Source organism: Paenibacillus thalictri (assembly GCF_004307995.1).
Lineage (GTDB): Bacteria > Bacillota > Bacilli > Paenibacillales > NBRC-103111 > Paenibacillus_AF > Paenibacillus_AF thalictri.
Genome location: NZ_SIRE01000005.1, coordinates 227,309 through 253,821 on the forward strand (window position 1 = coordinate 227,309; position 26,513 = coordinate 253,821).

The 26,513-nt window shown below is 50.0% G+C and carries 20 protein-coding genes; 19 read left to right on the plus strand and 1 reads right to left on the minus strand.

The features are described from left to right. The first annotated feature begins 120 nt into the window (after positions 1–120). The 15 genes from EYB31_RS07595 to EYB31_RS07665 all read left to right on the plus strand — a co-directional run bounded on the left by EYB31_RS07595 (position 121) and on the right by EYB31_RS07665 (position 19,976). The gene (locus tag EYB31_RS07595; protein WP_165452288.1) at positions 121–1,857 is read left to right on the plus strand and encodes a sensor histidine kinase; all 1,737 of its coding nucleotides are present in this window, start codon (positions 121–123) and stop codon (positions 1,855–1,857) included. A 3-nt stretch (positions 1,858–1,860) separates the two neighbouring features. Beyond that, positions 1,861–3,405: a response regulator gene (locus tag EYB31_RS07600; protein WP_131012687.1), complete on the plus strand. Its 1,545-nt coding sequence runs from the start codon at positions 1,861–1,863 to the stop codon at positions 3,403–3,405. Positions 3,406–3,484: 79 nt separating this feature from the next. Then, positions 3,485–3,907: an HIT family protein gene (locus EYB31_RS07605; RefSeq protein ID WP_131012688.1), complete on the plus strand. Its 423-nt coding sequence runs from the start codon at positions 3,485–3,487 to the stop codon at positions 3,905–3,907. Positions 3,908–4,017: 110 nt separating this feature from the next. Next, positions 4,018–6,357: a helix-turn-helix domain-containing protein gene (locus EYB31_RS07610; RefSeq protein ID WP_165452289.1), complete on the plus strand. Its 2,340-nt coding sequence runs from the start codon at positions 4,018–4,020 to the stop codon at positions 6,355–6,357. Between the two features lie 98 nt (positions 6,358–6,455). After that, positions 6,456–7,433 carry an ABC transporter permease gene (locus EYB31_RS07615; protein WP_131012690.1) on the plus strand — a complete coding sequence of 326 codons (978 nt, stop codon included), beginning with the start codon at positions 6,456–6,458 and terminating at the stop codon, positions 7,431–7,433. A gap of 58 nt (positions 7,434–7,491) precedes the next feature. Continuing rightward, on the plus strand, positions 7,492–8,388 hold the full coding sequence (locus EYB31_RS07620) for a carbohydrate ABC transporter permease (RefSeq protein ID WP_131012691.1): 897 nt from the start codon (positions 7,492–7,494) through the stop codon (positions 8,386–8,388). Between the two features lie 39 nt (positions 8,389–8,427). Further along, positions 8,428–9,987 carry an extracellular solute-binding protein gene (locus tag EYB31_RS07625; protein ID WP_131012692.1) on the plus strand — a complete coding sequence of 520 codons (1,560 nt, stop codon included), beginning with the start codon at positions 8,428–8,430 and terminating at the stop codon, positions 9,985–9,987. Between the two features lie 84 nt (positions 9,988–10,071). After that, positions 10,072–11,847 carry a hypothetical protein gene (locus EYB31_RS07630; RefSeq protein ID WP_131012693.1) on the plus strand — a complete coding sequence of 592 codons (1,776 nt, stop codon included), beginning with the start codon at positions 10,072–10,074 and terminating at the stop codon, positions 11,845–11,847. An 18-nt stretch (positions 11,848–11,865) separates the two neighbouring features. Then, positions 11,866–12,981 (plus strand): oligogalacturonate lyase family protein, encoded by a 1,116-nt coding sequence (locus EYB31_RS07635; protein WP_131012694.1) that lies wholly within the window; start codon positions 11,866–11,868, stop codon positions 12,979–12,981. Positions 12,982–13,188: 207 nt separating this feature from the next. Beyond that, complete coding sequence (locus EYB31_RS07640) at positions 13,189–14,664, plus strand: spore germination protein (protein WP_240762187.1); 1,476 nt, start codon at positions 13,189–13,191, stop codon at positions 14,662–14,664. Positions 14,665–14,692: 28 nt separating this feature from the next. Further along, the gene (locus tag EYB31_RS07645; RefSeq protein WP_131012696.1) at positions 14,693–15,808 is read left to right on the plus strand and encodes a GerAB/ArcD/ProY family transporter; all 1,116 of its coding nucleotides are present in this window, start codon (positions 14,693–14,695) and stop codon (positions 15,806–15,808) included. Positions 15,809–15,830: 22 nt separating this feature from the next. Next, on the plus strand, positions 15,831–16,934 hold the full coding sequence (locus tag EYB31_RS07650) for a GerAB/ArcD/ProY family transporter (RefSeq protein ID WP_165452290.1): 1,104 nt from the start codon (positions 15,831–15,833) through the stop codon (positions 16,932–16,934). Further along, on the plus strand, positions 16,931–18,151 hold the full coding sequence (locus EYB31_RS07655; protein WP_131012698.1) for a Ger(x)C family spore germination protein: 1,221 nt from the start codon (positions 16,931–16,933) through the stop codon (positions 18,149–18,151). The genes EYB31_RS07650 and EYB31_RS07655 overlap by 4 nt, the downstream gene beginning before the upstream one ends. Continuing rightward, complete coding sequence (locus EYB31_RS07660; protein WP_131012699.1) at positions 18,148–18,372, plus strand: hypothetical protein; 225 nt, start codon at positions 18,148–18,150, stop codon at positions 18,370–18,372. The genes EYB31_RS07655 and EYB31_RS07660 overlap by 4 nt, the downstream gene beginning before the upstream one ends. A 224-nt stretch (positions 18,373–18,596) precedes the next feature. Further along, positions 18,597–19,976 (plus strand): MATE family efflux transporter, encoded by a 1,380-nt coding sequence (locus EYB31_RS07665; RefSeq protein ID WP_131012700.1) that lies wholly within the window; start codon positions 18,597–18,599, stop codon positions 19,974–19,976. A gap of 70 nt (positions 19,977–20,046) precedes the next feature. On the opposite strand, the gene EYB31_RS07670 is transcribed toward EYB31_RS07665, so the two are convergent. After that, on the minus strand, positions 20,047–20,940 hold the full coding sequence (locus EYB31_RS07670) for a ketopantoate reductase family protein (RefSeq protein WP_131012701.1): 894 nt from the start codon (positions 20,938–20,940) through the stop codon (positions 20,047–20,049). A gap of 161 nt (positions 20,941–21,101) precedes the next feature. Here EYB31_RS07670 and EYB31_RS07675 point away from each other — a divergent pair, with 161 nt between their 5' ends. From EYB31_RS07675 to EYB31_RS07690, 4 genes are all read left to right on the plus strand, one after another. Further along, complete coding sequence (locus EYB31_RS07675; RefSeq protein ID WP_131012702.1) at positions 21,102–21,686, plus strand: TetR/AcrR family transcriptional regulator; 585 nt, start codon at positions 21,102–21,104, stop codon at positions 21,684–21,686. Positions 21,687–21,846: 160 nt separating this feature from the next. Continuing rightward, positions 21,847–22,569 carry an ABC transporter ATP-binding protein gene (locus tag EYB31_RS07680; protein WP_131012703.1) on the plus strand — a complete coding sequence of 241 codons (723 nt, stop codon included), beginning with the start codon at positions 21,847–21,849 and terminating at the stop codon, positions 22,567–22,569. Beyond that, the gene (locus EYB31_RS07685) at positions 22,559–23,596 is read left to right on the plus strand and encodes an efflux RND transporter periplasmic adaptor subunit (protein WP_131012704.1); all 1,038 of its coding nucleotides are present in this window, start codon (positions 22,559–22,561) and stop codon (positions 23,594–23,596) included. Before EYB31_RS07680 ends, EYB31_RS07685 begins: the two co-directional genes overlap by 11 nt. 15 nt (positions 23,597–23,611) lie before the next feature. Beyond that, complete coding sequence (locus tag EYB31_RS07690) at positions 23,612–26,512, plus strand: ABC transporter permease (RefSeq protein WP_131012705.1); 2,901 nt, start codon at positions 23,612–23,614, stop codon at positions 26,510–26,512. Position 26,513: the final 1 nt, after the last annotated feature.

The following is a 26,513-nucleotide window of genomic DNA, read 5'->3' on the forward strand; positions in this document are numbered from 1 at the left end:
TTTTTTTGCGTCTTCTGCAGCAGCGGCTATAAAAAGGGTTATGGGTGTTTGATGTCGAATGAACAAGAACGGCTAAAGTGCCACACTCAAACCCATTCCTATTTCCCGGAGTTTTTGAACATGAAGAAGTTGTTCTCCATTCGGCTCGGCAGTCTGCAAGCGAAGCTGCTTGTGTATTTGCTGCTTGTCGGCTCAATACCGCTTGTTTGCGCTACGGTGCTCTTTTACAAGCATTCCAACGAATACGCCGAACGTGAGCTGGCGGGACACGTCAAGATGGCTCATGAGCAAATGCTGCTTGGCGTAAAGCAAGCATTTGCCGAAGTGGATCGTATGACCCGATCGCTTGCAGGCGATTACGCCGTTCAACGTTACATGGAAACATCGCCGCTTCGCGAGTTGGATGAACGGGCGATGAAGGAATATATCGACGACAAGCTGCGTGAACTGCCCAGGCAGTTGAAGTATGTATCCGATTTATGTATTTCGATGACCGCGCCCGGCCTAATGTTATGCACGAATGAAAACGGTATGCTCCCGGACCTGGTGTCTCAGGCTCCGGAGACGCTGAACCGGAATGACCGGCTGATCGAACCTGTCGATGCCGGAGATCGCGATCATCCAAGTGATATGGTGAGATATACGATTCCGCTGCTCGACCGCAAAACAAATACATCAAAAGGCTACATCACGGTGCTGTTGAACATGAACCGGCTGATCTCGGCTGTGCAAGGCAAATGGACTGTGGACAGCCATGTTGTTTTTGACGCAAAAGGGAGCGTGATGTACCGGCAAACCGGCGATTCTGCCGAAACGGAGGCTGCCGCAGCGTTGGATTTTGGCCGCACAGAGCCATTTACGCTCGTTCGCGGAGAGACGATCATTTCTCAGAACAAGCTGGATGTCGACGGCGTCGATTGGTATTCCCGCATCCAGGTTCGCGGGCAATTTCCGTTCTCCGCATTCCGTTCGCTGCGGACCACGCTGATCATTATTTTTGCCAGCATGGCTGTCTTGTCTTTGCTTAGTTCTTTCATTTTCACCCGAATCGTAACCGGGCCGCTGCACCGTTTGCGCGGATTGATGAAACGTGCCGAACTCGGGGATCTGAAAGCATATTGGCTTGGCGGGGGCACCGGCGAGATGAACGATCTGGGGGAAAGCTACAACCAGATGCTCAACCGGCTGGAGGAACTGATCAAGCAAGTCAAACGCGAGGAATCGCTGAAGAAGGAAGCGGAAATCGACGCGCTGCAATATCAGCTGAATCCGCACTTTTTGTACAATACGCTGAATACGATCAAATGGGTGGCCAAGCTGCACAAAACGCCGCAAATATCCGAAGTTGTCAGCTCGCTTGTGCGGCTGCTGCAAGCGAGCCTTGGGAAAAAAGGAGATTTTCTGGAAATTCGCGAGGAAATCGGATTGATTCAAGACTATATGGAAATTCAACATTTCCGTTACGGCGATAAGGTCAAAATGTTTTATGAAATCGATCCGTTTGCCGCAAGCTGCCTGGTTCCAAGAATGATCCTGCAGCCGCTCGTGGAAAATGCGATCATTCACGGCATCGAACCGAGCGGACGCGAAGGAAAGATTCATATTAAAGCTTGGACGGAACGGGATCTTTTGTTTTGCCAAGTGGAGGACAACGGGACGGGCCTGACCGAGCAGACACGTGATATGCTGCGTGAAACACGCGAGCTGAAGGAGCGGATGAGCGGCATCGGATTGCGTCATATCCGCGAAAAAATCAAGCTGTATTACGGGGATGACGGCAAATTGTACGTGAACGGCAAGGAATCCGAAGGGACTACGGTGCGCCTCACGCTGCCGATCCATAGAAATGAGGGATGACAGATGAATGTGCTGATCGTTGACGATGAACCGATTGTCCGCACGGGGTTGTCGTCTTTTATCGAGTGGGAAAGGCATGGGTTGCGGCTGGCCGGTACGGCCAATGACGGCATGGATGCTTGGGAAAGGCTTCAACGCGAACCCGTGGATATCGTTGTGACCGATATTCTGATGCCGCGTATGGACGGGCTGGAGCTCGTCCGCAGATTGCACCAAGCTTCCGCGGATATGGCCGTCATCGTGCTCAGCTGCCTCGACGATTTTGTGTACGTTAAGCAGGCGATGAAGCTTGGTGCCAGAGATTACGTGCTGAAACCAACGATGGAGCCGGAGGAGCTTGTCGCCATCTTGCTTGAGGCGAAAAATGCGCTGGAGCTGGCCCGCCATGAAAAGGAGCAGCTTGCCGCATGGCGGAAGGAGCTGGAGATGAGCAAACTTTCGCAGCTCAGCATGAAACTGGAAAAATATATTTCCGGCGGTCATACGGATGACTCTGCGATTGATCTGCCGCTGGCGGAAGGGCATATGCTGTACAGCGTGGGCGTTCGTACCGCAGCGCCGCAGCTGGCTTATATGGACTGGTCGGCACAAGGCGCGCTGGCGGCGGTCCGCTGCGGCGAGCAGTCGGTGCTGCTGCTGTATGCCGGGGCCTGCGCGCTCTCGCAGCATCAGCAATATACAGCCGCCTACGAACGATCTAGCGACCTGGAGCGCTTTATTCGGCGTGAAGCAGGGCTGGCGGCCGGCGATTATTTTATTGGCGTCGGGGAACCCGTTCGTCATCCAAGACAGGTTGCAGAAGCGGTGCAGCGGTTTGAGCGGCAGCAGCAGCATGCATTTTACGCTGCGGATTTTACGCCTGTCGGGAGTGCTGCGGCAGAGCCTTCTACAGCCGCGAAATTACCGCTGGAGGAGAAAATCGACTTGCTGCGGGCGGTTGCCGCTGGCAATATGGAGGCCGTACGCGATGCGGCGAAGCGAATCATGCTGGCGATTGCCGCCGAACAGCCCCCTGTAACCAAAGTTCACGGCTTCATTTTTGAACTGTTTGGGATGGCCGCGGGTTATGCGAGAGAACGAGGGGACAAGTCGATCGACGAATTCGAAGCCCGCTTCGTGAATCAGCAGCGTATTCAAGCGCTGCTTAACCTGCAGGCATTGGGAGCATTTATGCAGGAAGCGCTGGAGCAGTTGAGCCGGCCGGGGATGGATGAACACGCGGGATGGAATTCCAAGAACCCGTTTATCCGCAAAGTGATTCAATATATGCGCGCCAACTACCAGCAAAATATCGGAACGGCGGATATCGCCGAGCATGTGCGGTTAAGCCGCAGTTATTTAAGCGACCTGTTCAGCAAAGAGATGGGAGAATCGTTAAGCGAGGCGTTAACGCGAATTCGTATGGACGAAGCCAAACGGCTGCTGAGCGGCGGAGAGAAAAAAGTATACGAGGTAGCGGAGGCGGTTGGTTTCCAAGACGCCAAAACGTTTGCCAAAACGTTTAAACGCGTGGTTGGCTGCTCGCCCAAAGAATATGAATCGGTGTAAGCGGGCTTAGGATATGCTACAATAAATAACGTGACTATGACCATTCGTATACATATAACTGAGAAGAGGCGAAGAAGAAATGTCTATCAATCCGGAATGCATTTATTGCACGCGTGACGAACGCCAAGCCAACCTGATGATTGAGATTGTCCCATTGCGCGTATCCACCTTGTTTCTTTTTAAGGAGCAGACTTATAAAGGCCGCTGCGTTGTTGCGTTAAACGAACACGAGCGCGAATTTTTTCATCTGTCGCAGGAGAAGCAGGACGCCTACATGCGGGATGTGGCTCAGACGGCAAAGGCCATTGAGCAGGCGTTCTCGCCGGACAAAATCAACTACGGCGCATTCGGCGACACGATGCCCCATGTACACTTCCACGTCGTGCCGAAATATAAAGATGGCGCCGCTTGGGGCAAAATGTTCGAGATGAACCCCGGCGAAGTCATCTTAAGCGAGGCCGAATACGAGCAATTGATCGCACAAATTAAAAAGCACTTATAAACACGGAAATTGACATCAAACTGCTACGGTTTGCATGTCAATTTTTATTTAACGGCATTAATAGTCAAATGGGGGATGGCTCGTGCAGCCTGCACAGAAAGGATACTGCCATGCGATTATTGCAAGGAAACATTTCGACCCGGTTCAAAGTGATATACGGTGTTTTTTTCCTGATTATTATTTCATCTACCGTGTGGCTGTCCTATCTAAGCTCGAAAGGGAGCATGGAGGACCAACTGCGGAGCACCAATACGGCGCTGCTGAATTTGATTCAGCAGAAGATTGAAATGATGCTGAAGGAAATCGATACGAATACGATCAATTTTATCCAAGAGCCGGATGTCGAGTTTTTTTTGAACGGCAAATATGCCAACGACGAACTTCGCCTTAATTACTTCCGCATTCTGAACGCCCGCTTCAAGACGTTGATGTTTACCAACAACAATATTTCTTCGTTTTATTTATACTCGCTTGCCAATAAAAGCCTGCTGACCGACGCCACCTTCTCCGATGAATCCAGCTTCTACGATATGGCTTGGCATGAAGCTTTCGTATCGATGAAGGGGTACCAGCAATGGCTGGATACCCGCAAAGTGATGGAGTTCACTTCAGGGGTGCAAATCGAAAAAAACATGGTGACCCTTGTCCGCTCTTACCCGCTGATCAGCATGCCCCAATTCCGCAAAGGAGCCATCGTGGTGAATGTTGCGGAAAGCACGATTTCCAATTTGATTCAAGACGTCGATCAGCAGCGGGCCGGCCAAACGCTGGTCATCAATGACCAAGGCACCATCATCTCCTCTCAGAACAAAAACCAGTTATTCCACTCGCTGGATACGATCGTAGGCGCGCCAAAGATGAGCGATTTGCAGGATAACGGCTATATCACCCAATATACCAAAAACGGCAGCTACACGACGTTTTATTTGACATCCGCTTATAACGGCTGGAAATACATCAGCATCGTGCCCGACCCGGAAATGAACCGGCCGCTGGAAATTGTTCGCAATCTGCTGCTTGCGGTTACCGGCGGCATGTTTCTGCTCGCCATCGTGCTTGTGTTTGCGGTCAGCAATTGGACGTTTCGTCCGCTGGAGCTGTTCTTCCGTTCGGTTGCCGGCAAAAAGTCGGTTCGTTCCGGCGACCTTACCTATATGGAAACGTTTTTTAAACAGATGATGTCCGATAATGAACTGCTGCAAAAGCAAATGCATGAAAGCTTGCCGGCGTTAAAATGGCGCCTGATTATGAGCCTGCTGATGGGGGATAAAACGAATTATGAACGGATGAGGCCTTATTTTGAAATGCTGGGCATGGATTTGTACGATAATCAGTTTGTCGTCTTTGTGATTGAGCTTGACCGTATGCAGGAAGCCGATTTCACGCCTCGCGACATCTATTTATTCACCTATGCGATCAGCAATGTAGCCGAAGAATTGGTCGGCGGGGTATGCAAAGGGACTTCCGTGGAATTGTCGGATGGCCGGGTCGCCGTCATTATGAGCTTCGAATCGCAGGACGATCAGGGCAATCAGATTCATGCGCTGCAGGTTGCCGATCTGGTGAAGGATTATGTGGCCAATCATTTTAAACAAACCGTGACCGTAGGCGTAGGCAGCCCATATCTGCATTTGGACGGCATTCAGTCGTCGTATCAGGAAGCGCTGAGCGCGCTGAAATACAAGCTGATCATGGGCGATAACACCGTTGTGTCGATCGACGATATTGCAGGCAGCAACCATAACGAGAAATTTTACCGGATTACGGGGCTGATCGATTCGATCGTCAATTTGGTGCGCGACACCGATAAAGCCAAACTGCGGACGCAACTGGATAAAACGTTCCACGAAGTGGTAGCCGGCAATATGCCCCCCGAGCTGATTAAGCAGATGTGCATCCAAATTATTATGAAATCCATCAAAGTCATATCCGAGAAAGGGATGGAGATTAAGGAATTTCTCGATCCGAAGGAAAATATATACAACCGGATCGACAGCTGCGTCAAGGTTGAAGAGCTGAAAAGTTATATGTCCGGTTTTCTTCATCAGCTTATTGTGCGCACCGAGGAAAAACGGCTGTCCAAAGGGCATCACGATACGATTGAGCAGGTGCTGCAATATTTGGAAGAGCACTATATGGACAGCGACCTTTCGCTGAACCTGTTGGCGGCGCAATTTGAGCTGAGCGTCCCTTATTTAAGCAAGTTGTTCAAAGAAACAACGGAGACCAATTTCATGGATTGTCTGATTGGCATCCGGATGGAGAAGTCCAAGGAGCTGCTGCGCGATTCGAAGCTGAAGATCAACACGGTTGCCGAAAGCGTCGGGTACAACAATCCGCAAAGTTTTATCCGGATTTTTAAGAAATATACGGGCTACACACCCGGCGAATTCAGGGAAAATCTTAAAAAAGGCGAAGACATGAAAAATGGAGAATGGGAAAACCGTTAAAAAAAGTACGTCTTTTAAAAAGTGAATATGTTCCAGGTGAATGGCAGGCGTTACCATGTGGTTATGCAGGTCATTCATAAAGAGGGGAGGATAAGACCATGAAATCACAAACCGGCGGAGCGACCACCACGCAAGCAAATGCCGGGCGGAGAGCGCAGCAAACAAAGCTGAGTGTGGCATGGAAATACGTGTCGCGTGACAAATATTTGTATTTGCTGCTGCTGCCCATCTTTGCTTATTATTTTACATTCAAGTATGCGCCGATGTTTGGTGAGATCATTGCTTTTAAAAATTACCGTTTTGCCGACGGGATTTGGGGCAGCGAGTGGGTGGGGCTGAAACATTTCAACAGGTTATTTACAAGCCCCGACTTCTTTAATGTATTAAAAAACACGCTGCTGCTGAATGTGTACAGCATCGTATTTGCCTTTCCGGTGCCCATTGTACTCGCGATCCTGCTTAATGAAGTGCGGTTGGAATGGTATAAGCGGACGATTCAAAATCTGCTTTACATTCCGCATTTTATTTCCTGGGTCGTGCTTGGCGGGATCGTCATCGCGCTGCTGTCGCCGTCTACGGGCATCGTAAACATCGTGTTGGTCAAACTTCTGGGCATTGAGCCGATTTATTTTATGGCAAGCACGTTCTGGTGGCCGATTATGTTTATTTTATCGGGCATCTGGCAAAATGCCGGCTGGGGAACGATTCTTTATTTGGCCGCGATGGCCGGGATCGATCCGCAGCTGTATGAAGCGGCTAAAATCGACGGGGCAAGCAAACTTCGGCGCATCTGGCATGTGACGTTGCCTGGGATCCGCTCCACGATCGCCATTCTGCTGATCCTCCGTGTGGGACAAATGATGGATGTCGGCTTCGAGCATATTTTTGTCCTGCAAAATAAGGCGGTATCCGAAGTAGCGAATGTCATCAGCACCTATGTGTACCATGTCGGTCTGGAAGGCTCGCAATACAGCTATACGACCGCGCTTGGTTTGTTTCAATCGATCATCGGGCTGATTTTGATCGTCAGCGTCAACAAATTGATTAAAGCTCTGGGTGAGAACGGACTATGGTGAATATCCACGCTAGCGAATCCGCTTTTTGCCGCGCCATCACTTGGAGGAGGGATATACCATGTCCGGCAGACAAACATTGGGAGTAAGGCTGGTTTATGGCGTCGTCTACGTCTTGTTGGCGGTTCTGGCGATGATGACGTTGTTCCCGTTCGTTCATGTCCTTTCTACTTCCCTAAGCAGCTCGCGGGCGATCATGTCGGGAGAAGTGTTTCTTTGGCCGAAAGAAATTAGTTTTACCTCCTTTGTTAATTTGATTCAGGACGGACAACTGCTGGTCGCCATGAAAAACACGCTGATCATCACCGTGGTGGGAACCGCGCTGAATATTGCGGCAACCATTATTGCCGCGTATCCCTTAAGCCGAAAGCGGCTTAAAGGGAGGAACGTGCTGTTGATGATCATCACCTTCACCATGCTGTTTGGCGGGGGGCTGATTCCGAACTATATTTTGATCAAAACGCTCGGCATTATGAACACATACTGGGCGTTGTGGCTTCCGGGACTTCTCAGCACCTACAACTTTTTTGTGATGAAGTCGTTTTTCGAAGGGCTTCCCACGGAACTGGAGGAATCGGCGGCAATTGACGGGGCCAACGATTTATTCATTATTTGGAAAATCATACTTCCGCTTTCGATGCCCATTATCGCCGCGCTGACGTTATTTTATGCAGTAAGCTGGTGGAATTCGTATATGAGCGTGCTGATGTACATCACGAATTCGGGCAAGATGTCGCTGATGGTCAAGCTGCTGCAGATGATCGATACGACCAGTCAAAATTTACTGAATACCAACGCGACTAGCGGGGGCGAAGGAGCTAGTATGCAAACGATGGTAACTCCGGAAGGCTTGCGGGCCGCTGCGATCATCATCTCCGTGCTCCCCATTTTATGCGTCTATCCGTTCCTGCAAAAGTATTTTGTCAAAGGTGTTTTAATCGGTTCCATTAAAGGATGAGTTGAGATTCGAATTGATTGCAGGAGGCGAATGAATATAATGATTAAGCAAAAACACGTAGCATTCACGTTGGTGGCTTCCTTGTTTACCATTGCCGCTTGCTCTTCGGGAGGCAGCGGTCCCAGCAGTTCTCCCGGTAAAGATGCCAACTCAGGCAAAAAGCTGGAGGTCAGCGTATCGATTCTGGACCGGGGCCAAGTAGCCAGCGATGAAGGAACTTATGAAAACAACCGGGTGACCAAGTACATCAACGAGAAGTCCGGCATCAATGTGAAATGGGTTCCGGTTCTGCGGACAGAGTCCACGAAGAAGCTGAATACGCTGATTGCCGCCGGAGAAGCGCCGGATCTGATGTGGGAATTCGGACGCGATTACATGGCGACGTTAAAGGAACAAGGAGCTATTCAGCCGATTGACGATTATATCGAGAAATACAGCACGTCGTACAAGGCTTATTTGAAAGCGCATCCAGAATTGAAACCGTATACGATGTTTGACGGCAAAACGTACATTGCCACCAGCGCCCGCGGGATCGATTCGATCGCCAATCACGGTATCTGGATTCGGCAGGACTGGCTCGACAAGCTGGGGCTGAAGATGCCGGCAACGATGGAAGAGCTCGTTAACGTTATGCGTGCGTTTAAGGACAAGGACCCGGACGGAAACGGGAAAAACGATACGCTGGGCGCGGCCTTTAACTTTAACTATACCGGCATCATCCAAGCGATGTATGCCGCGCACAAAGGCGTCTGGTACGTCGAGAACGACAAAATCATCATCGGCGGGCTGACCGACCGGTATGTGGATGTGCTGGCTCAGCTCAAGCAGTTTTTTGATGAAGGGCTGATCGACAAGGAGTACATCACCGACAAAAACTATCAGAAGGAAAGACAGCTGTTTGTTACCGGCAAAGCGGGGGTTTATTTCTCCAGCTGGAATATTTCCCCGGAATACCGTGAATTAAAACAAAACGTGCCAACCGCAAATCTCGTGCCGATGGAACCCGTGTCTACCAAATACGGAAAATTCGGGCTGTACCAAGAGCCGCCGGCCAACCGCCTGATCGTGTTTAACAAAAATATGAAAAATCCCGAAGCCGCCGTCAAGCTGCTTGATTGGTGGATCGACAAAAACTGGTTTGACGTAAGGTTCGGACAGGAAGGCGTGCACTACAAAATGGTAAACGGCGTGCCGCAAGCGATTGATGCGGAGAAAAACAAAAAGGAAATTTTGTACGCTCCCGAATATGCCGTGCTTGATCAATACAGCCCGAAACCGGAAGATTTTACTGTCATGGCGGCGCAGGATGCGATTTCGCAGGAATACGCCAAGAAACAAGGCGAATCGCTTACGGTGGCGATGAAAAACAAGTTCCGGCGCGACATTCCGTTTAACCCGACTTTTGCCGAGCTGAGCGAGCTGTCGACCTCCTTCAGTCCGCTGGCCGAAGATATCGAAACGAAGGTAGTCACCGGCGGCGCCCAATATACGCCGCAATGGGGCATGGAGCAGCTGCGCAAGGAATGGAAACGTCTGGGCGGCGATAATGTAGATAAGCTGGCGCAGGATTGGTATCAAAAAAATGTGAAGGGCAAATAAACGGCCCACATGCTGATCTCGGGCCTCCCGTACCGTCTTGGTCCGGGAGGATTATTTCTTATCCATGAGGAGGATTCCTTACCGATGACGATCGACTCGAAGCAAATGCTGCTCCGGCAGCTTGACAACTGGCATGCGGAATATACGCCTGAACTTCGCATGGTACGCAAGCCGTTTAGCACGCCCGGTTATCACAGCACGTTGAAAAATGTGGAGTTCACTCATCCGACACTTGCGGCTTGTGTGTATGCGCTTGCTTTACTGGATAGCGGCGAATCGGGAAATATCGAAAGGGCGCAGGAGATATTGGAGCAGGTCATCAGCTTGCAAGATCAGAATCGGGACAACGCCACCTTTGGCATCTGGTCTTGGTTTTATGAGGAACCGCTGACGATGATGGCGCCTCCGGATTGGAACTGGGCCGATTTTTGCGGCAAACGGCTGGTGCTTGCGGAGCAGAGACACGGCGAGCTGCTGGACGAAGGGCTGCGCGACCAAATCAAGCATGCTTTGTTTTGCGCATGTGATGCTATTATTAAACGTAATGTCGGCCCCGGTTACACGAATATCGCCATTATGGGCGCTTTTGTTACTTTGCTGACGGGGGAAGTATACGGCGAAGAAAAGTACGTAAGTTACGGCTTGAACCGGTTGAACATTTTCAGCGAATACACCAAACAACTGGGCACATTCCAAGAATATAACAGCCCGACCTATACCATTGTAGCGATCCAGGAGTTATCCAGCATTTTTACCGCGACCAAACTCGAAGAGGCCAGGCGGCTCAGCAGCGAACTGCTGGACGTTGCATGGCGGATGGTCGCCGACCATTTCCATGCTCCGAGCAGACAGTGGTCGGGACCGCACAGCCGCTGCTATAGTACAGTGATGACACCGGAAGTGTTATCCTTTTTGCAGATAGCCAGCTTCGGAGAGCTGCGTTTCTTGCCGGACGATCAGCTGAAATACAGTTTGGACTGGTACGGTAACGATATTCGGTGTCCTGAGCGGTATTTGCCTGCATTCAGACATACGGATACGGCGCTTATTGTGCAGCCGATCAGCAGGGATGAGTCGGGTGCGGTACTGAATCAAGCAACGACGTATATGGAAGGTCCCGTAAGCGTCGGGACATTCAGTAAAGACGTGATGTGGAATCAGCGGCGTAATTTGCTCGCTTATGTACGCAACGGCGAATCGTTCAGTTATATTCATCTGCGTCTGCTAAACGACTTGTACGATTATTCGTCCGGTGTATACACAAGTACACAGGAAGGCAAGGATGTGCTGTTTGGCGTAGGTTTCTGCACGAATGGCGGCAATACGCATATCGGGCTTGATCCGATCGACGGCGTCATCGAGTCGGCCGACCTGCGGCTGCGTTTCGAAATCGGCGGTTCTCTTGACGGGGTGAGCGCCGATGCGGTGTCGCGGGATGCGGAGACAGCTTCCGTGCGGATCGCGGATCAGACGATGCGGGTGAAGAGGTTGTATGCCGCGTTTGACGGCGAGCGGCCGGGTTGGGAGCTCGGAGGTTCTGCGGATAAGCTGTTTCTTGATTACGTCATTTATTCGGGCGAGCGCAAACGGTTTGATTTCCGCAGCATACGCGAGGCGCTGCTTCTGTTTGCATGGCGCTTGGACGGCACAGCGGCAGCTGATCTCGATGCGGAAGCGTCCGATGCGGGCGCGGCGGCAGAAGCGGAGACAGCCGCAGCGGCTCAAGCGGGCTCAAGCGCTGCCGCAGCCGAGACACAGGTGCGGGCGGAATTCCGTGCTCCCGGACGCAGCACGCTTCATCTCACGCTGCCGGTCAAACCCGCAGAGAAACAAACCATGATGCGGCCCAGCGCGGAATAGAAAGAGGAGGGATGACGGATGGCTAAAGGGACGATCGTTCATAACGAATTTTACCGGTTCGACGATCCATACACGGGCCGCTCATTAACCCGCTTAACGGCACCGGAGCAAGTAAATCATCACCCTTATTTTTATTATAAAATGGTAACAAACGACAATCGTTATCTGATATATGCCAGCGATCGTGAAGACGGACGCCAGCTTTACCGCATGGATTTGCAGGACGGCACAGCCGTGCAGCTCACGGACGGTGAGGGCATTCACGATTTCAACAGCAGCTTGACGAGCGACGACCGATATTTGATCTACTGCCGTGGCCAGCAGATTGCGAGAATGGACATGAGTTCGCTGGAGGAGGAGGTTCTGTATGAATCTCCTGCAGGCTGGCGTTCGAATGCCAATCCGGGGCTTGGCTCTGACGACAGATTCCTCGTACTTGTGGAGATGAACGAAAAAGACGTTGTTCCGAGCAAAGGCGATTGGTCCGTATTCGAACCCCAATGGGCGGCGAAACCGCATTGCCGGATCGTCTATCTCGATATGCAGCAGCGTACCAGTTGTATCGTACACGAAGAGCTTAACTGCTGGCTGGGTCATCCGCAAATCCGGCCGGGCGATCCCGATACGATTTTGTTCTGTCATGAAGGACCGGGGCATTTGATCGACGCCAGGTTGTGGCTTGTGCAAAAGGACGGTTCCCGGCTGCGCTGCGCCAAACCCCAAACACATGATGAACTGATCACCCATGAATATTGGCTCGCCGACGGATCCCGGTTTGCTTACGTATACAGGCATAAGGACGATCTGCATCACGAAAGCATCCGCCTGATGGACCCCGAGACGCTGGAGGAAGAGGTGTGGATGAATTGCTCCAAGTACTGCCATTTTATTTCGAATAGCGAACATACGCGCATCGTCGGCGACGGCCAGCTGCCGGAGCAGCATTTCATTTACCTTGTCGATGTACAGGCGCGGCGGGAAGAAAAGCTGGTTTCCCACGGCACAAGTTGGAAAACATACGGCAATAACCAAGACGCGCACCCGCATCCGGCTTTTGCCCCCGACGGCTCGTTTATCATTTTTACTTCGGATATGGAAGGCATTCCGTGCATATATAAAGTGGACTTGGAGTAGCTGATCATTAATCAGCTGTCTTATCCGACCGTTGAATCGATCGATTCAACGGTCTTTTTTTGCGGACGCCATGCCATAACGGACGGTTAAAAAGTCACAATATAGGCGAAGCTGGATAAAAAAATGGACGAAAGAGGAAACTCCGTGGCCTTCTTTAAAATGTTAACGAAAATGCTGTTCAAATCCGCGCAGCATCGGCCATCTTTCATGGAACTGCCGGGATCCGGCGAACGGCCGATTTCAGGTCGTCTACAAGAAAATGATGAGGTTTTAAAAACCATTTACAAGGATTGCTCGGACGTTGTGTTCAGACATTTTCAGATTGGCGGGACAACGGAAGCATTTCTTATTTACATAGAGCAAATGTGCGATACGCATTTGTTGGATATGCAAGTCTTGACACCGCTCATGACGAATCAGGAGTTGTCCGCTCAAAATGCCGCGGACATTATGAGACATATTCCGGTTTCTCATACAAAAACCATTCTTACTTTTGCCGAAGTGATCGAGCATATTTCAAACGGCAATCCCGTTATATTTGTCGATCAATTACATTACGCCATATTTGTGGGGTTGGCCAAGTGGGAACAGCGTTCGATTGAGGAGCCCGTGGCGGAGTCCGTTGTACGCGGTCCTCGGCAAGGCTTCACGGAAACACTGGGGGTCAACACATCGTTGTTGCGACGGATTTTAAAAACTCCTCAGCTTAAGATGAAGTCGATGCAAATCGGACGTTATTCAAAGACGCAGGTCATCGTTACGTATGTGGAAGGGCTTGCCGAGCAGCAATTAATCAACGAAATATGCACCCGTCTCCAGCGAATCAATATTGACGGCGTGATGGATAGCGCCTATATCGAAGAAATGATCGGAGATAATCAGTGGACGCCTTTTCCCCAGCTCCTCTCGACAGAACGTCCCGATGTAGTCAGCGCCAATCTGCTAGAAGGGCGGGCTGCCATTCTTGTAGAAAACAGTCCTTTTGCATTGGTTGCGCCAATCACTTTGTTTTCGTTGATGCAGTCGCCGGAAGATTATTACCAGACGTATTGGGCCGGTTCGTTGGTTCGCTGGCTGCGCTACTTTTTCTTTCTCATTGCGCTTACCATTCCGTCTGCATACGTTGCCATTTTAACGTATCATCAGGAGATGATTCCGACAACGCTGCTGCTCAGCATAGCCAAATCGCGGGAGGAAATTCCTTTTCCCGCACTCATCGAAGCTCTTCTGATGGAAGTTACCTTTGAGGCGCTGCGTGAAGCCGGCGTGCGGCTTCCCAAACAGGTCGGCCCCGCTGTCAGTATCGTCGGTGCGCTTGTGATCGGGCAAGCGGCCATTTCCGCGGGGCTTGTTTCTTCACCGATGGTTATGGTCGTCGCTTTTACAGGCATCGCTTCCTTTACCTTTCCGCGTTATACGTTGGGGGTTGCCGTAAGGCTGCTCAGGTTTCCCCTTATGTTTCTGGCCGGCCTTTTGGGACTGCTCGGGTTAATGCTTGGGGTCATCTTGATTGTCGTTCATTTATGTTCGCTGAGTTCTTTTGGAGTTCCGTATCTTGCTTCCTTGGCGCCGTTAAGAAAACAGACTCTGAAGGACGTTCTGATCAGAGCTCCCTTGCAGATTGAAGATGCGCGGCCGTCTTCCAACAGCAATTACAACCCGTCAGGAAGTCACCGGGATTAACGCCATAGCTGCTCAGGAGGTGATAGGGTTGCTGAATAACGGGAAAATCACTTCATTCCAAATGGGGATACTAATGTATCCAACGATATTGGCTACAGCCATATTAATCGTTCCGGCCATTACGATGAAATATGCACACCGGGATGCATGGATTTCCCCGATGTGGGCCTCGCTTACCGGCTTATTGCTTATTTATGCAGTGATCAGGCTGAACAAGCTGTACCCCAATCACACGATTATAGAAGCGAGCGAACCGATATTGGGACGAACGCTTGGCAAAACGTTTGGTTTCGTTTTCTTTTTCTCTTATGCGCAGGATACAGGGTTTGTGATAAGACAATACGGCGATTTCGTAATCGGAAACTTTCTTCCAAGAACGCCCCTTATAGTGGTTATGGGGTGTATGATTTTTGTTTGTGCGATATCGGTACGCTGCGGGATCGAAGCGTTGGCCAGATGCGCTCAATTGTTCGTTCCGCTCATTTTGTTTTTCCTGCTGCTTGTCGTGTTATTGCTTACACCGGATCTACATATTAATCACGTGCTCCCGGTCATGGAGAGCGGAATATACGCTTCTATAAAAGGCGCTTATACGCCGGCGGGGTGGTTTGTCGACTTCTTGTTTCTTTCATTTTTTTTGCCGAGTTTGTCCGATCAGGAAAAAGCGGTTAAATGGGCGGTCCGCTCAATGTTAGCCATTATGCTGACCATGGTAGTCACCAATATAGTCATCATATTGCTGTTCGGAACTGTCGCACCGAAGCTTACTTACCCGGTGATGGTTGCGGCTCGCTACATCAGTTTGGCGGATTTTTTAACCCATATGGAGGCGCTGGTTATGGCAGTATGGGTAATGGCTATTTTTTTGAAGATATGCGTGTATTATTACGCTTTTGTTCTTATATTTGGTCAATGGCTAAAATTGGCGGATTATCGGACTGCCGTGTTTCCGCTAGGATTGCTGCTGGTACCTTACAGCCTATGGGTGGCGCCGAACATTCAATACATGGCTGAATTTTTCGATAAATCCGGCGTTACTTTTTTTATGACGATTAAATTGCTGCTGCCGTTGCTGCTGCTTGCTGTGGCCATCGTCCGAAATAAACGATCTCATAGTCCGCAAAATGAATCCGGGCACAGTTGAACAATGGGGGAGAAGGCAGATTATGCTCGATAAAGGTAAAATTTCCGCGTTCCAAATGGGGATCATGATGTATCCGACGGTAGTCGTAACGGGCATACTGCTGCTTCCCTCGCTGCTCGCCCAAGCAGTGGGAAGGGACTTTTGGCTGTCGCCGGTATGGGGGGCGGCAGGCGGCTATTTTATCGTATGGATTTGCTGCTGGCTGTATAAACGGTATCCGAATCAATCCATCGTGCAATACAGCGAACGGATTATCGGGAAAATTCCGGGGAAATTGGCGGGTCTGCTAATCATCTGGTTTTATTTGCAGTTAAACGGTTATGTCGTCAGGGAATACGGCGAATTGCTTGTAGGGGCGTTTTTCCCGCGGACTCCGATCCTTCTTGTTATGGGCAGCTTGCTGCTGGTTTCGGCGTGTGCGGTGAGAGGCGGCGTTGAAGTGTTGGGAAGGAGTGCACAATTGTTCGTCCCCGTTGTTTGCTTATTGTTTGTCCTTGTCGTCCTGCTGTTGATTAAGGAATTGGATCTAAGGAATATAATTCCTATTATGGAAGATGGGATGATGCCTTCGTTGCTCGGGTCGTTGGTGCCGTTTGGCGGTTGGTACGGCGAATTTTTAATCATTTCGTTTCTGCTGCCTTCGCTTACAGACAGCAATAAGGGAATGAAGTGGGCGATGGTGTCCAATTCGCTCATTATGTTTACGATGGTGGTGACCAATCTGGTTGTCCTGACTTTGTTCGGAAACGCCGCGCCAAGGACGATCTATCCGATGTTGGAGGCGGCAAGATATATTGAATACGGCGATTTTCTGGAGCACGTTGAAGCTGTAGTGATGGCGATCTGGATATTGGGCGTTTTCGTAAAAATTTCAATGTTTTATTATGTGGTCGTCATAGGAGCCTCCCAGTGGCTGAAGCTTGCCGATTTCCGGATGCTTATATTTCCCGTCGGTTTGCTTGTGCTCATACTCACTGTTTGGGGAGCGGCAAGTTTACAGGAACTCGCTCACACCATCGGTACGGCGGGACCTTTTTATTATGCTACCATCCAGTACTTGCTTCCCGTCATTCTTGCGGCCACCGCATGGGTCAGAAAGCAGGCACAATCGGGGGATTTAAGATGAAAACCGGAATTTCCCGCATCACCCGTCATATTCTGATCGTTATTTCCTTTTGCGTGATGGGCCCGCTGCTGGCAGGCTGCTGGGATCGGACGGAGGTTAACGATCTGGCTTTGATCATGGCGGCAGGTCTGGATAAAAAAAGCGACAATACCATCGAGCTTGCTGTCGAAGTGTTTGTTCCCAAAGGAGCAAGTTCGGGAGGCATGCAAGGTGGCGGCGGAGCCGGAAGCACAAGCGGAGCCGGGCAGACATTAGTCCGATCGGCATACGGAATTACACTCGCCGATGCCATGGCCAAGCTGCAGGAGGAATTCCCGCGGCGTATTTTTTGGGGACATTGCGAGGTGTTTATTTTCGGGGAAAAACTGGCGAAAGATGGCATGCGCGACCATATGGATTTTATTATGCGCGAGCCCGGTCCCCGGGAACGTGCCAATGTTTTTATCAGCAAAGGGAATGCGAGAGACATACTGCAGCTAATTCCGCCGCTCGAGCGCAGCTCGGCCGAGGTGCTGCGGGAAATGGCCAAGCTGCAAACCGGAATGAAAGTGACGGTAAAAGATTTTTCCGAAATGCTGATCGGCGACTCCAAGGCGGCCGCTTTGCCGTGGGTGGAGATGGTTCCTGCCGAACCGTTCAAAAAACCAAACGAGACGGTGGGTTTCATTAACGGGACGGCCATTATTAAGGGAGACCGTATGGTTGGCTTGCTGAACGATAAATTGACCAGGGGTCTGCTCTGGTTAAGGGACGAGATTAAAACGTCCATCGTCACAATTACCCCTAAGGAAACGAAGGGGCACGTGTCGATGAAGCTTCTCAAAAGCCAAACGAATTTAATTCCTTCTATTAACGGGGATAAGTGGAGCGTTACCGTCAAGATCGAAACGGAAGACGACGTCATGCAAAATACGACGAACCTGGATTTAACGAATCCGAAACTGTCTGACAGTTTGGAGAAGCAATTGGCCGAAGATATTGAGCGGCGGATTAAAGATGCGCTAGTCCAGCCGCAAAAAGAATTAAATGCGGATATTTTCGATTTTGCCGAAGCGTTTCACCGTAAATACCCGAAGGAATGGAGGAAGGCCAAAGCCAGATGGGATGAGCTGTTTCCCAAAGTGGAAGTGAAGATTGAAGCGAAAGCCAAAATAATGAGAACCGGTATGGCAACGGTAGGCGCTAGCCTGCCGGATAGCGAGGTGAAGAAGAAATGAACTGGGCAGCGCTTGCTGTAATCACCGTTATTGTTATCTTGATGATCCTTTACGAGTGGCCAAGGCTGAGGCAGCATACGGTAAAAGAGAAAAGTGTATTTGTCATCATGACGACCGCCGGGTGGATCCTCGCCTTGCTGCTTGTTTTGTTTCCCGAGCTGCCGGGACCGACGCAGCTAGTTGACGCCATCTACAAACCGCTCGGCAAGCTGTTCGAATAATGGGACATGGCTCGTCTCAACGATTTCGACCGTATTTTTATACGGTCTTGTTTGCATTCTTCAGAGTAATCAAGTACTCGAAAGTGTTTGTGACCGACACAAGCTGCAAGCAAATGCAAAATACAAATTGACACATACCAAAAATTTCTATATCATACAGTAAATATTGTTCCGTTAAACCGGTTTAATGATTTGTTTGAAAAGATGACAGAAAGGGTGTTCGCATGAGCGCTATTGAAACGAAACGTATAACCAGAAGCGTAATTGGCAGAGGATGGCCTATTCTATTGGAAAGCGTCCTCTTTAACATAAATACGTTCCTCGACATCGTGATGGTTGGGAGCTTGGGTGCTTACGCGGTTTCAGCCGTCGGAATTACCGACCAGCCGTTATTGATCGTAAACTTTATTTTAATGTCGATGACCACTGTTATTATGACGAAAATCTCAGTCCTCAAAGGCCAAAATGACGCGAAGCAAATTAAGGTCTACCTGGTCAATTTAATCGTGCTTGCGGTTTGCATCGCTTTTATATTTACGTTAATAGGGCAAATCTATGCCAAAGAGATTATGCTGCTCATGGGGGCTCAGCCGGACATTGCGGATATATCGGCAAGTTTTTTTCGATTTGTTATGGCGGGTATCTGCATCAGAGCTGTATCAAGCGCAATTACTGCGGGACTCAGGGGAATCGGCGAGACGAAAACATCCATGGCGATTATTTTAATATCGAACGCCTCCAACATCCTGTTTAATTATTTGTTCATATTCGGCCATTTTGGATTTCCCCGGATGGGGGTGGATGGAGCAGGGCTGGCTACTTGTCTTAGCTTTGTCGTAGGCTTCATCTTATGTATGGTGCGGCTGTTTTTTGTTAAGAAGGGGAGTTTGCTCGACTTTGAATTTCGTGAGATTTTTTGTCTAAGGTACGGACTTATGAAAGAAATTTTTTCAACCTCGCTGCCTCTTATTTGGGAGCGGGTATCTGTGCGACTAGGCGTATTAATTACAGCGAAATTCACCATTTCCATTGGCACGCTGGCGTATGCGGCGCATACGATTATCGGGAATCTTACGGGGTTTTCCATATTCCTTGGCATGGCGTTATCTACGACGATCAGCACCTTTGTCGGCGAATGTGTGGGGCGAAACGATTATGCACTGGCTAAAAAATATATCAACGCTACGGTGAAAATAGGTATCGCCGCATCCAGCTTGTTTACCGTCGCTTTCTTCTTTTTCGCGAAGCCATTAGCGCAAATTTATACGACTGAACCTGCTGTGATCGAGAATTGCATCATTGTACTCGGACTGACGGCTTTTGTGCTTCCGTTTCAATGTACGGCCAATGTATTGTTCGGAGCGTTCAGAGGGCTAGGAGACTTCAAGTCGCCCGCCAAAATAACGGCCATCGGCATTGCGGTGATCCGCCCGATTCTGACCTTTGTGCTCGTTAGTGTGTTTCATTTCAATTTGCTGGGCGCATGGATAGCCATTAATGCCGATGAATTGTTCCGCTTTGCCGTCGTTTTGGTGAAATATTACAAGTATCATTTTGAAAATAAAAAGCTGCCGGAGCAAGCGAAGCCGGTGGCAGCAGGCTAAACGGCAAGCTTATTAGCGATGGAAGCGGCGCTCGTATATTGGGCGCCGTTTGTTTTTGTGAACTCAACTTTCATCGCCGGGCGGATATCATTTTATGAAACATCACGTCCAATAACATTATTTCTGCTTTTTGGCTGACGGCATGGTTTCCAAGCTTTACATCAATAATAAAATCATTGCTCAGCATCTGGCGGTAACGGGAAATAATATCGTTTTCGGGCAATTCCCCCATTGCCTTCGTTTCGGGTGGGATTACCGGAATTCCGGCTTGCTCTACCAAGTTAATGTTTTGTTTAATATCCGCAGCGATCTTGCTTAGAGTGCTTACACTCCTTGCTGACTCGATATCCATCATTCCGTCATTCGTATAAAAATGCTTGTTAACGATAGCTAATGCAGTATGTGATATATGGAATGCCTGAATGTCTTTTTGGATTTCATAATGCAAACCCACCGATTCAAATATTTGGGCAAGCTCTTTCACTCTTTCGGTCGTCAGTCCATTTATTTCACCAAAAATGGTTCCTTGATGTTTTTCGGAACCGAATTGGGCGTATAGAACATCTTCTTTGATGTCTCCACCGGCGCCCGGGAATCCCGGAAGTAAGCGATCGCCCACGATTTCAAGCCAAGATTCATATCCAGTAGTGTTGGTAAAAGTGACGATGGTTTTGCTCCGATTATGCTTGATCGCAGACAGGGCAGATTCGGCCTGATCATATCGTACTGGAACAAAGATAAAATCATAAATGTCGTCGTTATCCAGCTTTTCTATCGTGTTGATCGAGATTTGCTTTATCGATCCATTTTCGTTGTATTTCAGGCCGTCCCTTTTCAGCGCCGCCAGTCTCTTTCCTCGTGCCAGTACAGTGACGTCCAGTCCCGACTGTGCTAAACGGAGTGCATATACACTGCCAATCACGCCGGCGCCAAATATCAAAAGTCTATGTGGTTTGGTGTTCAATTATGATCCTTCCTTTCATAGAATTAGTCACAGATTGTTTAAGCAACACCTGTTTGATAAGATAATAATATCGCATGCGTATGATTTCAACCGACAAAGTTAGATGAAAGTTGCATAGGCAACACATTATGATAATTGATGTTTAACAAGGAGGTATAGAAATGGTAAATCAGGAAGATCCGAGGGTGTTGCGCACTCGACAGTTAATTAGAGCAGCGTTCAGAGATTTGTTGCGGAGAAAAGGATTTGATGCAATCACCATCAGAGATATCGCTCAGCAAGCAACCATTAACCGCGCCACCTTTTATGCCCATTTTGAAGATAAATATGCTTTGCTTGACGAAGTCACAGAACAGGCTTTTCATGAAATGATTCCTGAGCAAGTGGCGAATGCACAGGAGTTTACGAATGAAATATGTGACCAGTTGATCTTGCTGACGCACCAATACATCGTGGATTTTTATCGGATCTGCAGAATGGACTCCCATTCGATGGCTACGCTTGTCGATGAAAAAATAAAGAAAATGTTGCTGCAAACCATAGAGAGCATTTTTCTGAAAGGGGATACCCACCATGGAGTGGACATACATCATATAAAAACCATGGCGGCCATGACAGGTTCAGCGATCTATGGCGCTGCGCATTATTGGTTAAATGTCGAGAGAAAAGATCGAACCGATGTGCTTATCGACATGGTTCGTCCCTATGTAATGAACGGTCTGGGGCTGTATCGCAATGGCCAATAGTTTGATTCAACGCCTATATCCTCTTCCTGAAAGCCAAGAACCCCTCCGAGCACAAAGTACCTCCGAACAATTTCACACCTTTTTCTAACAAAAACCACCTATTCTGAATTTATGAAAAGGTTTACATTTGAAGTATTCGACAAAAAAAGGCGGGGTTTGCATGAATGAACCAAATGATGGACCAAATGGTCCGCCGTCACCGTCAGAGCCGATGATCCAAGCGGTCGGGGTGACGCGAACTTTCGGCCGCGGAACTGCCGCCGTACATGCACTGCGCGGAGCCAACCTGTCGATTGCGCCGGGAAGGCTGGTAGCGCTGCGCGGCCGATCCGGCTCGGGAAAGACGACGCTGCTGAACATATTGGGAGCCCTTGACCGCCCGACGGAAGGAGCGGTTTATGTGAAAGGCCGGGAAATATCCGGCTTATCCGAAAAAAAACGCAATGAGCTGCGCCGTACGCAAATCGGTCTTATTTTTCAATCGTTTGCGCTTGTGCCGTTAATGTCCGCCTACGAAAATGTCGAGTTTGGGCTGCGTATCGCCGGCGTACCGGCGGCCCGCCACCGTGAATATGCGGAAGCCGCGCTGGATTTCGTCGGATTGAAAACACGGATGAAACATCGGCCGTTCGAAATGTCCGGCGGTGAGCAGCAGCGGGTAGCGATCGCCAGAGCGGTTGCGCACCGGCCTTCGCTGCTGCTGGCGGACGAACCGACAGCCGAACTGGACAGCAAGATGGGGCTGCAGGTCATGCGGGTGTTTAAAGAGCTCGTGGAACGTGAAGGAATGACGATCATCTTGACGACACACGATCCGGCGATTATGGAAATCGTTGACCATGTTTACGCATTGGAGGATGGGCACATTGTGGATGAAGGATAACAAGCGCTGCCTGAAAGTGTTGCAGACCGTCTTGGCGGGATGCTTGACGACGGCGCTCGCCGGCTGCTCGCTGCTGCCGAAAGAGGAGGAACCGCTTAAGCCGCCGCTTGTGAAACCGGTGAAAGAGAATTTTGAACTGTATGAAGTGAAGCGCGCCAATATTGCCAAGCAGGTGACCGGGATAGGCACATTTGCTTCCGATAAGATGGATTATTTGTATTTTAACGAATCCGGGGGCCGGCTGGCGTCGATTGACGTTGCACTCGGCAGCAATGTGGGCATTGGCGACGTGCTTGCCGAGCTCGATAAAGGTGACATCGAAGGCCGCATCAAGCAGCAGCAGATTGTCGTGGAGAAAGCAAAAATCGCCGTGGAACAAACAAAAGAGGAGAAGCGGGGCGATGTCCAAGCGCTGCGGCTGAAAATGCTCGATGTGCAGAAAGAACAGGTGCAGCTGGATATGCTGCAAAAACAGCTGGATAAAACCAAGCTGGCCTCCACCATTGAAGGCATCGTAACGTACATCGACGTCATCAAGCCGGGGGATGCCGTGACCGCCTATAAGTCGATTTTCACGATATCCGACCCGAAGTCGCTAAAGCTGGTTTATGAATTTACCAATATCAACGATTTGACCAATATTCAGATCGGTATGCCGGCCGAAGTGAAAATCAAAGGCAAGCCGTATCAAGGCACCGTTGTGCAAATCCCGTCAACCACCCCGATTAGCGACAACAAGGCGATTGCCGATAAAAACGCTAAATCGGTCATGCTTGTCGTGCAAGATCTGCCGCCCGAGGTGGAAATCGGCAGTAGCGCCGACATTTCCATCGTGACGGAGCAGCGGGAGAATGTGCTGGTCATTCCGCGTGTTGGTTTGCGTTCGTATTTGGGCCGCGACTACGTTCAGGTCATGGAAGGCGAAAGCCGCAAAGAAATCGACGTGGAGAAGGGTATCGTTTCCACAACCGAAGTGGAAATCCGCAAAGGCTTGAAGGAAGGGCAGAAAGTGATTTTAAACAATTGAGGTGGCGATCGTTGCGTGGCCTTATTCGTCATGATTTTGCGAAAAATGATCAAAAACAAATGGCTGGAGCTGAGCCTGCTGGTCGGGCTGATCCTCTCCGTCGGATTGGCGAGCAGCATGCCTTTGTATACGGCGGCGATTCTGCAGCGGATGCTTGTCAAAGATTTGGATCTGCTGCAAGCGACCACGTTCCAGTATTCCGGGAATTATTGGGCTTCAATTTATTTAACCGGCTCGACGCCCAAGGAGGACATCGCCGATTTACTGCACCAAACCGACGACTATTTTACCTCCAATGCGCACCGCTGGTTTAATCTGCCGATAAAGGAGTTTGCCATCGAGCGGGCAACCGACAGGTACCCGATGGAGCCGCTTGATCCGACCCGGATTGATCCGGCCAAGACAAGAACCGCCGATGTGACGGCGATCAAGGGGATGGAGAATCATATCCGCGTCGTGGACGGGCGTCTTCCGGAGCCGCCGCAGGCCGACGGTGTATATGAGGCGGTTGTCGTTGAGAACGCGTTGTCCAGCTTGAAATTGGTGGTAGGCAACGAGTTTATTTTGAAAAATGAAGACGGAACGGATGCGATCCGTGTCAAAATCGTCGGCGTGATCGATCAGAAGTCATATGACGATGTGTTCTGGTTCAACAAAATGACCACCTACTCATCCAGCCTCATCGTTCCGTTCGACTTGTTCGAGAACGATTTTACCAAGGGGCAAAAGCTGCAGGTGCGTGCAAGTTATTGGCAGACTGCGCTGGATTACAGCAAAATGACATTGCCGCATATTGAAAGGTACATCGGGACACACAATGCGGTTGACCAATTTTTGTCCGAGCACTACGAGAATTATTCGATCAAACCGCAGGCCATGCCCACATTAACCTCTTATTACGACAAAGAAGATAAGCTGCGCATGATGCTTTGGTCGCTTAACGTGCCGGTTATGATGATGTTGGCCTTCTATTTGTTCATGGTATCGAATCTGATTACTGAACGGCAAAAGACGGAAATCGCCGTGCTGCGGAGCCGCGGAGCAAGCCGGCTGCAAATATTGTGCGGTTATCTCATCGAAGGGCTGCTGCTTGGAGGCATCGCGTTTGCCGTCGGTCCGCATTTTGGGCTGCTGCTGACCAAGGTGCTTGGCGCTTCCAACGGATTTCTCGAGTTTGTGCAGCGGGCTGCGCTGGACGTGCGGATGAATGACGAGGCGTACCAATACGGCGCAATTGCCGTCGCCTGTTCGCTTGTGATGACGCTGATTCCGGCCTTCCTGGCCACACGTGCGACCATCGTCGGGCATAAACAGCAAATGGCGCGCCAGCAGAAGAAATCGTTTTGGCATACGTTTTTTATCGATATCATTCTGGTTGCCGTGTCGGTGTACGGTCTGCAAACATTCCGCCGGCGTATGGCCGATATGGTCGCTTTGGGGCTTGACTCGAGCGATTTGAAAATCGACCCGCTGCTGTTTGTTGTCCCGGCTTTATTTATATTAGGTTCGGGTCTGGTGATATTGCGCATATATCCGTGGTTTGTCCGGCTGATTTATTGGCTTGGCAAAAGGTGGTGGCCGCCTTCACTGTACTCCACCTTAATTCAGGTGGGACGGTCCACAACGCAGTACCAATTTATTATGGTGTTTCTTATCATTACGCTGGCCACCGGTCTGTTCAGCTCCAGCGCCGCACGAACAATCAATATCAATGCCGCGGAAAAAATAAGCTACAGCTACGGTACCGATATCGCGATGCAGGTAAACTGGGAGAACGACGCTCCGCCGCCCGGCATGGAGACAGAACCGGTAGATAGCGGGGAAATGTTTGCGCTGCCGTTGACTCTGTCGGGAAATACCAAGGTGCAGTACTCCGAACCGCCGTTTTTGCCGATGACCCAGCTTTCCGGAGTTGAACATGCGGCCAAAGTGTTTAAGAAGCAGGTCGCCAATATTACGGTAGGAAAAGAAAGAGCGGATACGCTGCTTATGGGCATCGATACCGACGATTTCGGACAAGTGGCGTGGCTCCGCAACGGGCTGCTCGATCACCACTTTAACGAATATTTGAACCTGATGGCGTCGGACCCCGCTGCGGTGCTGATCTCCCGATCGGTCGCCGAGCATTTTAAGCTGAAAGAGGGGGACCGGCTTTATGCCGGATGGCCGGGAGTGGAGAATACGCAGTTCAAAATATTCGGCATCATCGATTATTGGCCTTCCTGGAACCCGCGAGTTGGTCCGGGATCGCCGGGAGCTGCAACGGCCGCGAAAAATAAAAAAGCCGTGCCGCCGATGCTCGTCGTCGGGCACTTATCGTACATTCAGAACAATATGGCGCTTGAACCTTACGAGGTCTGGCTTAAGCTGAAAGATGGAGCTTCGAGTCAGGAGCTGTATGCAGCGCTGGAGGACAAAAACATTCCGGTCGAGCATTTAAGCGATGCGAAACAGGAACTCATCAAGCTGAAAAACGATCCGTTCCAGCTGGCCATTAACGGCGTGATGACGCTTGGTTTTATGATATCCGTGATGATCAGCTTTTTCGGATTCCTGCTGTACTGGGTGTTATCGTTGTCAGGTCGCATATTGCAGTTCGGCATCCTGCGGGCCATGGGCATTTCGTTCAGCCAGCTGATCTTTATGCTGATCGGCGAGCAGCTGCTCACATCGGGAGCGGCGGTGGGAATCGGCTTGTCGATCGGGACACTGACCGGTCTGCTGTATGTGCCGATGTTCCAGCTGGCATTTAACGCCTCCACACAGGTGCCGCCGTTTCTCGTCACCTTCGATTCGCACGATCAGGTCCGCTTGTATGTGATCGTATCGGCGATGATTTCGTTTGGATTAATCATTCTCGGTTATATGCTGTCCCGTATCAAAATTCATCAGGCCGTCAAGCTGGGGGAGGATTAAG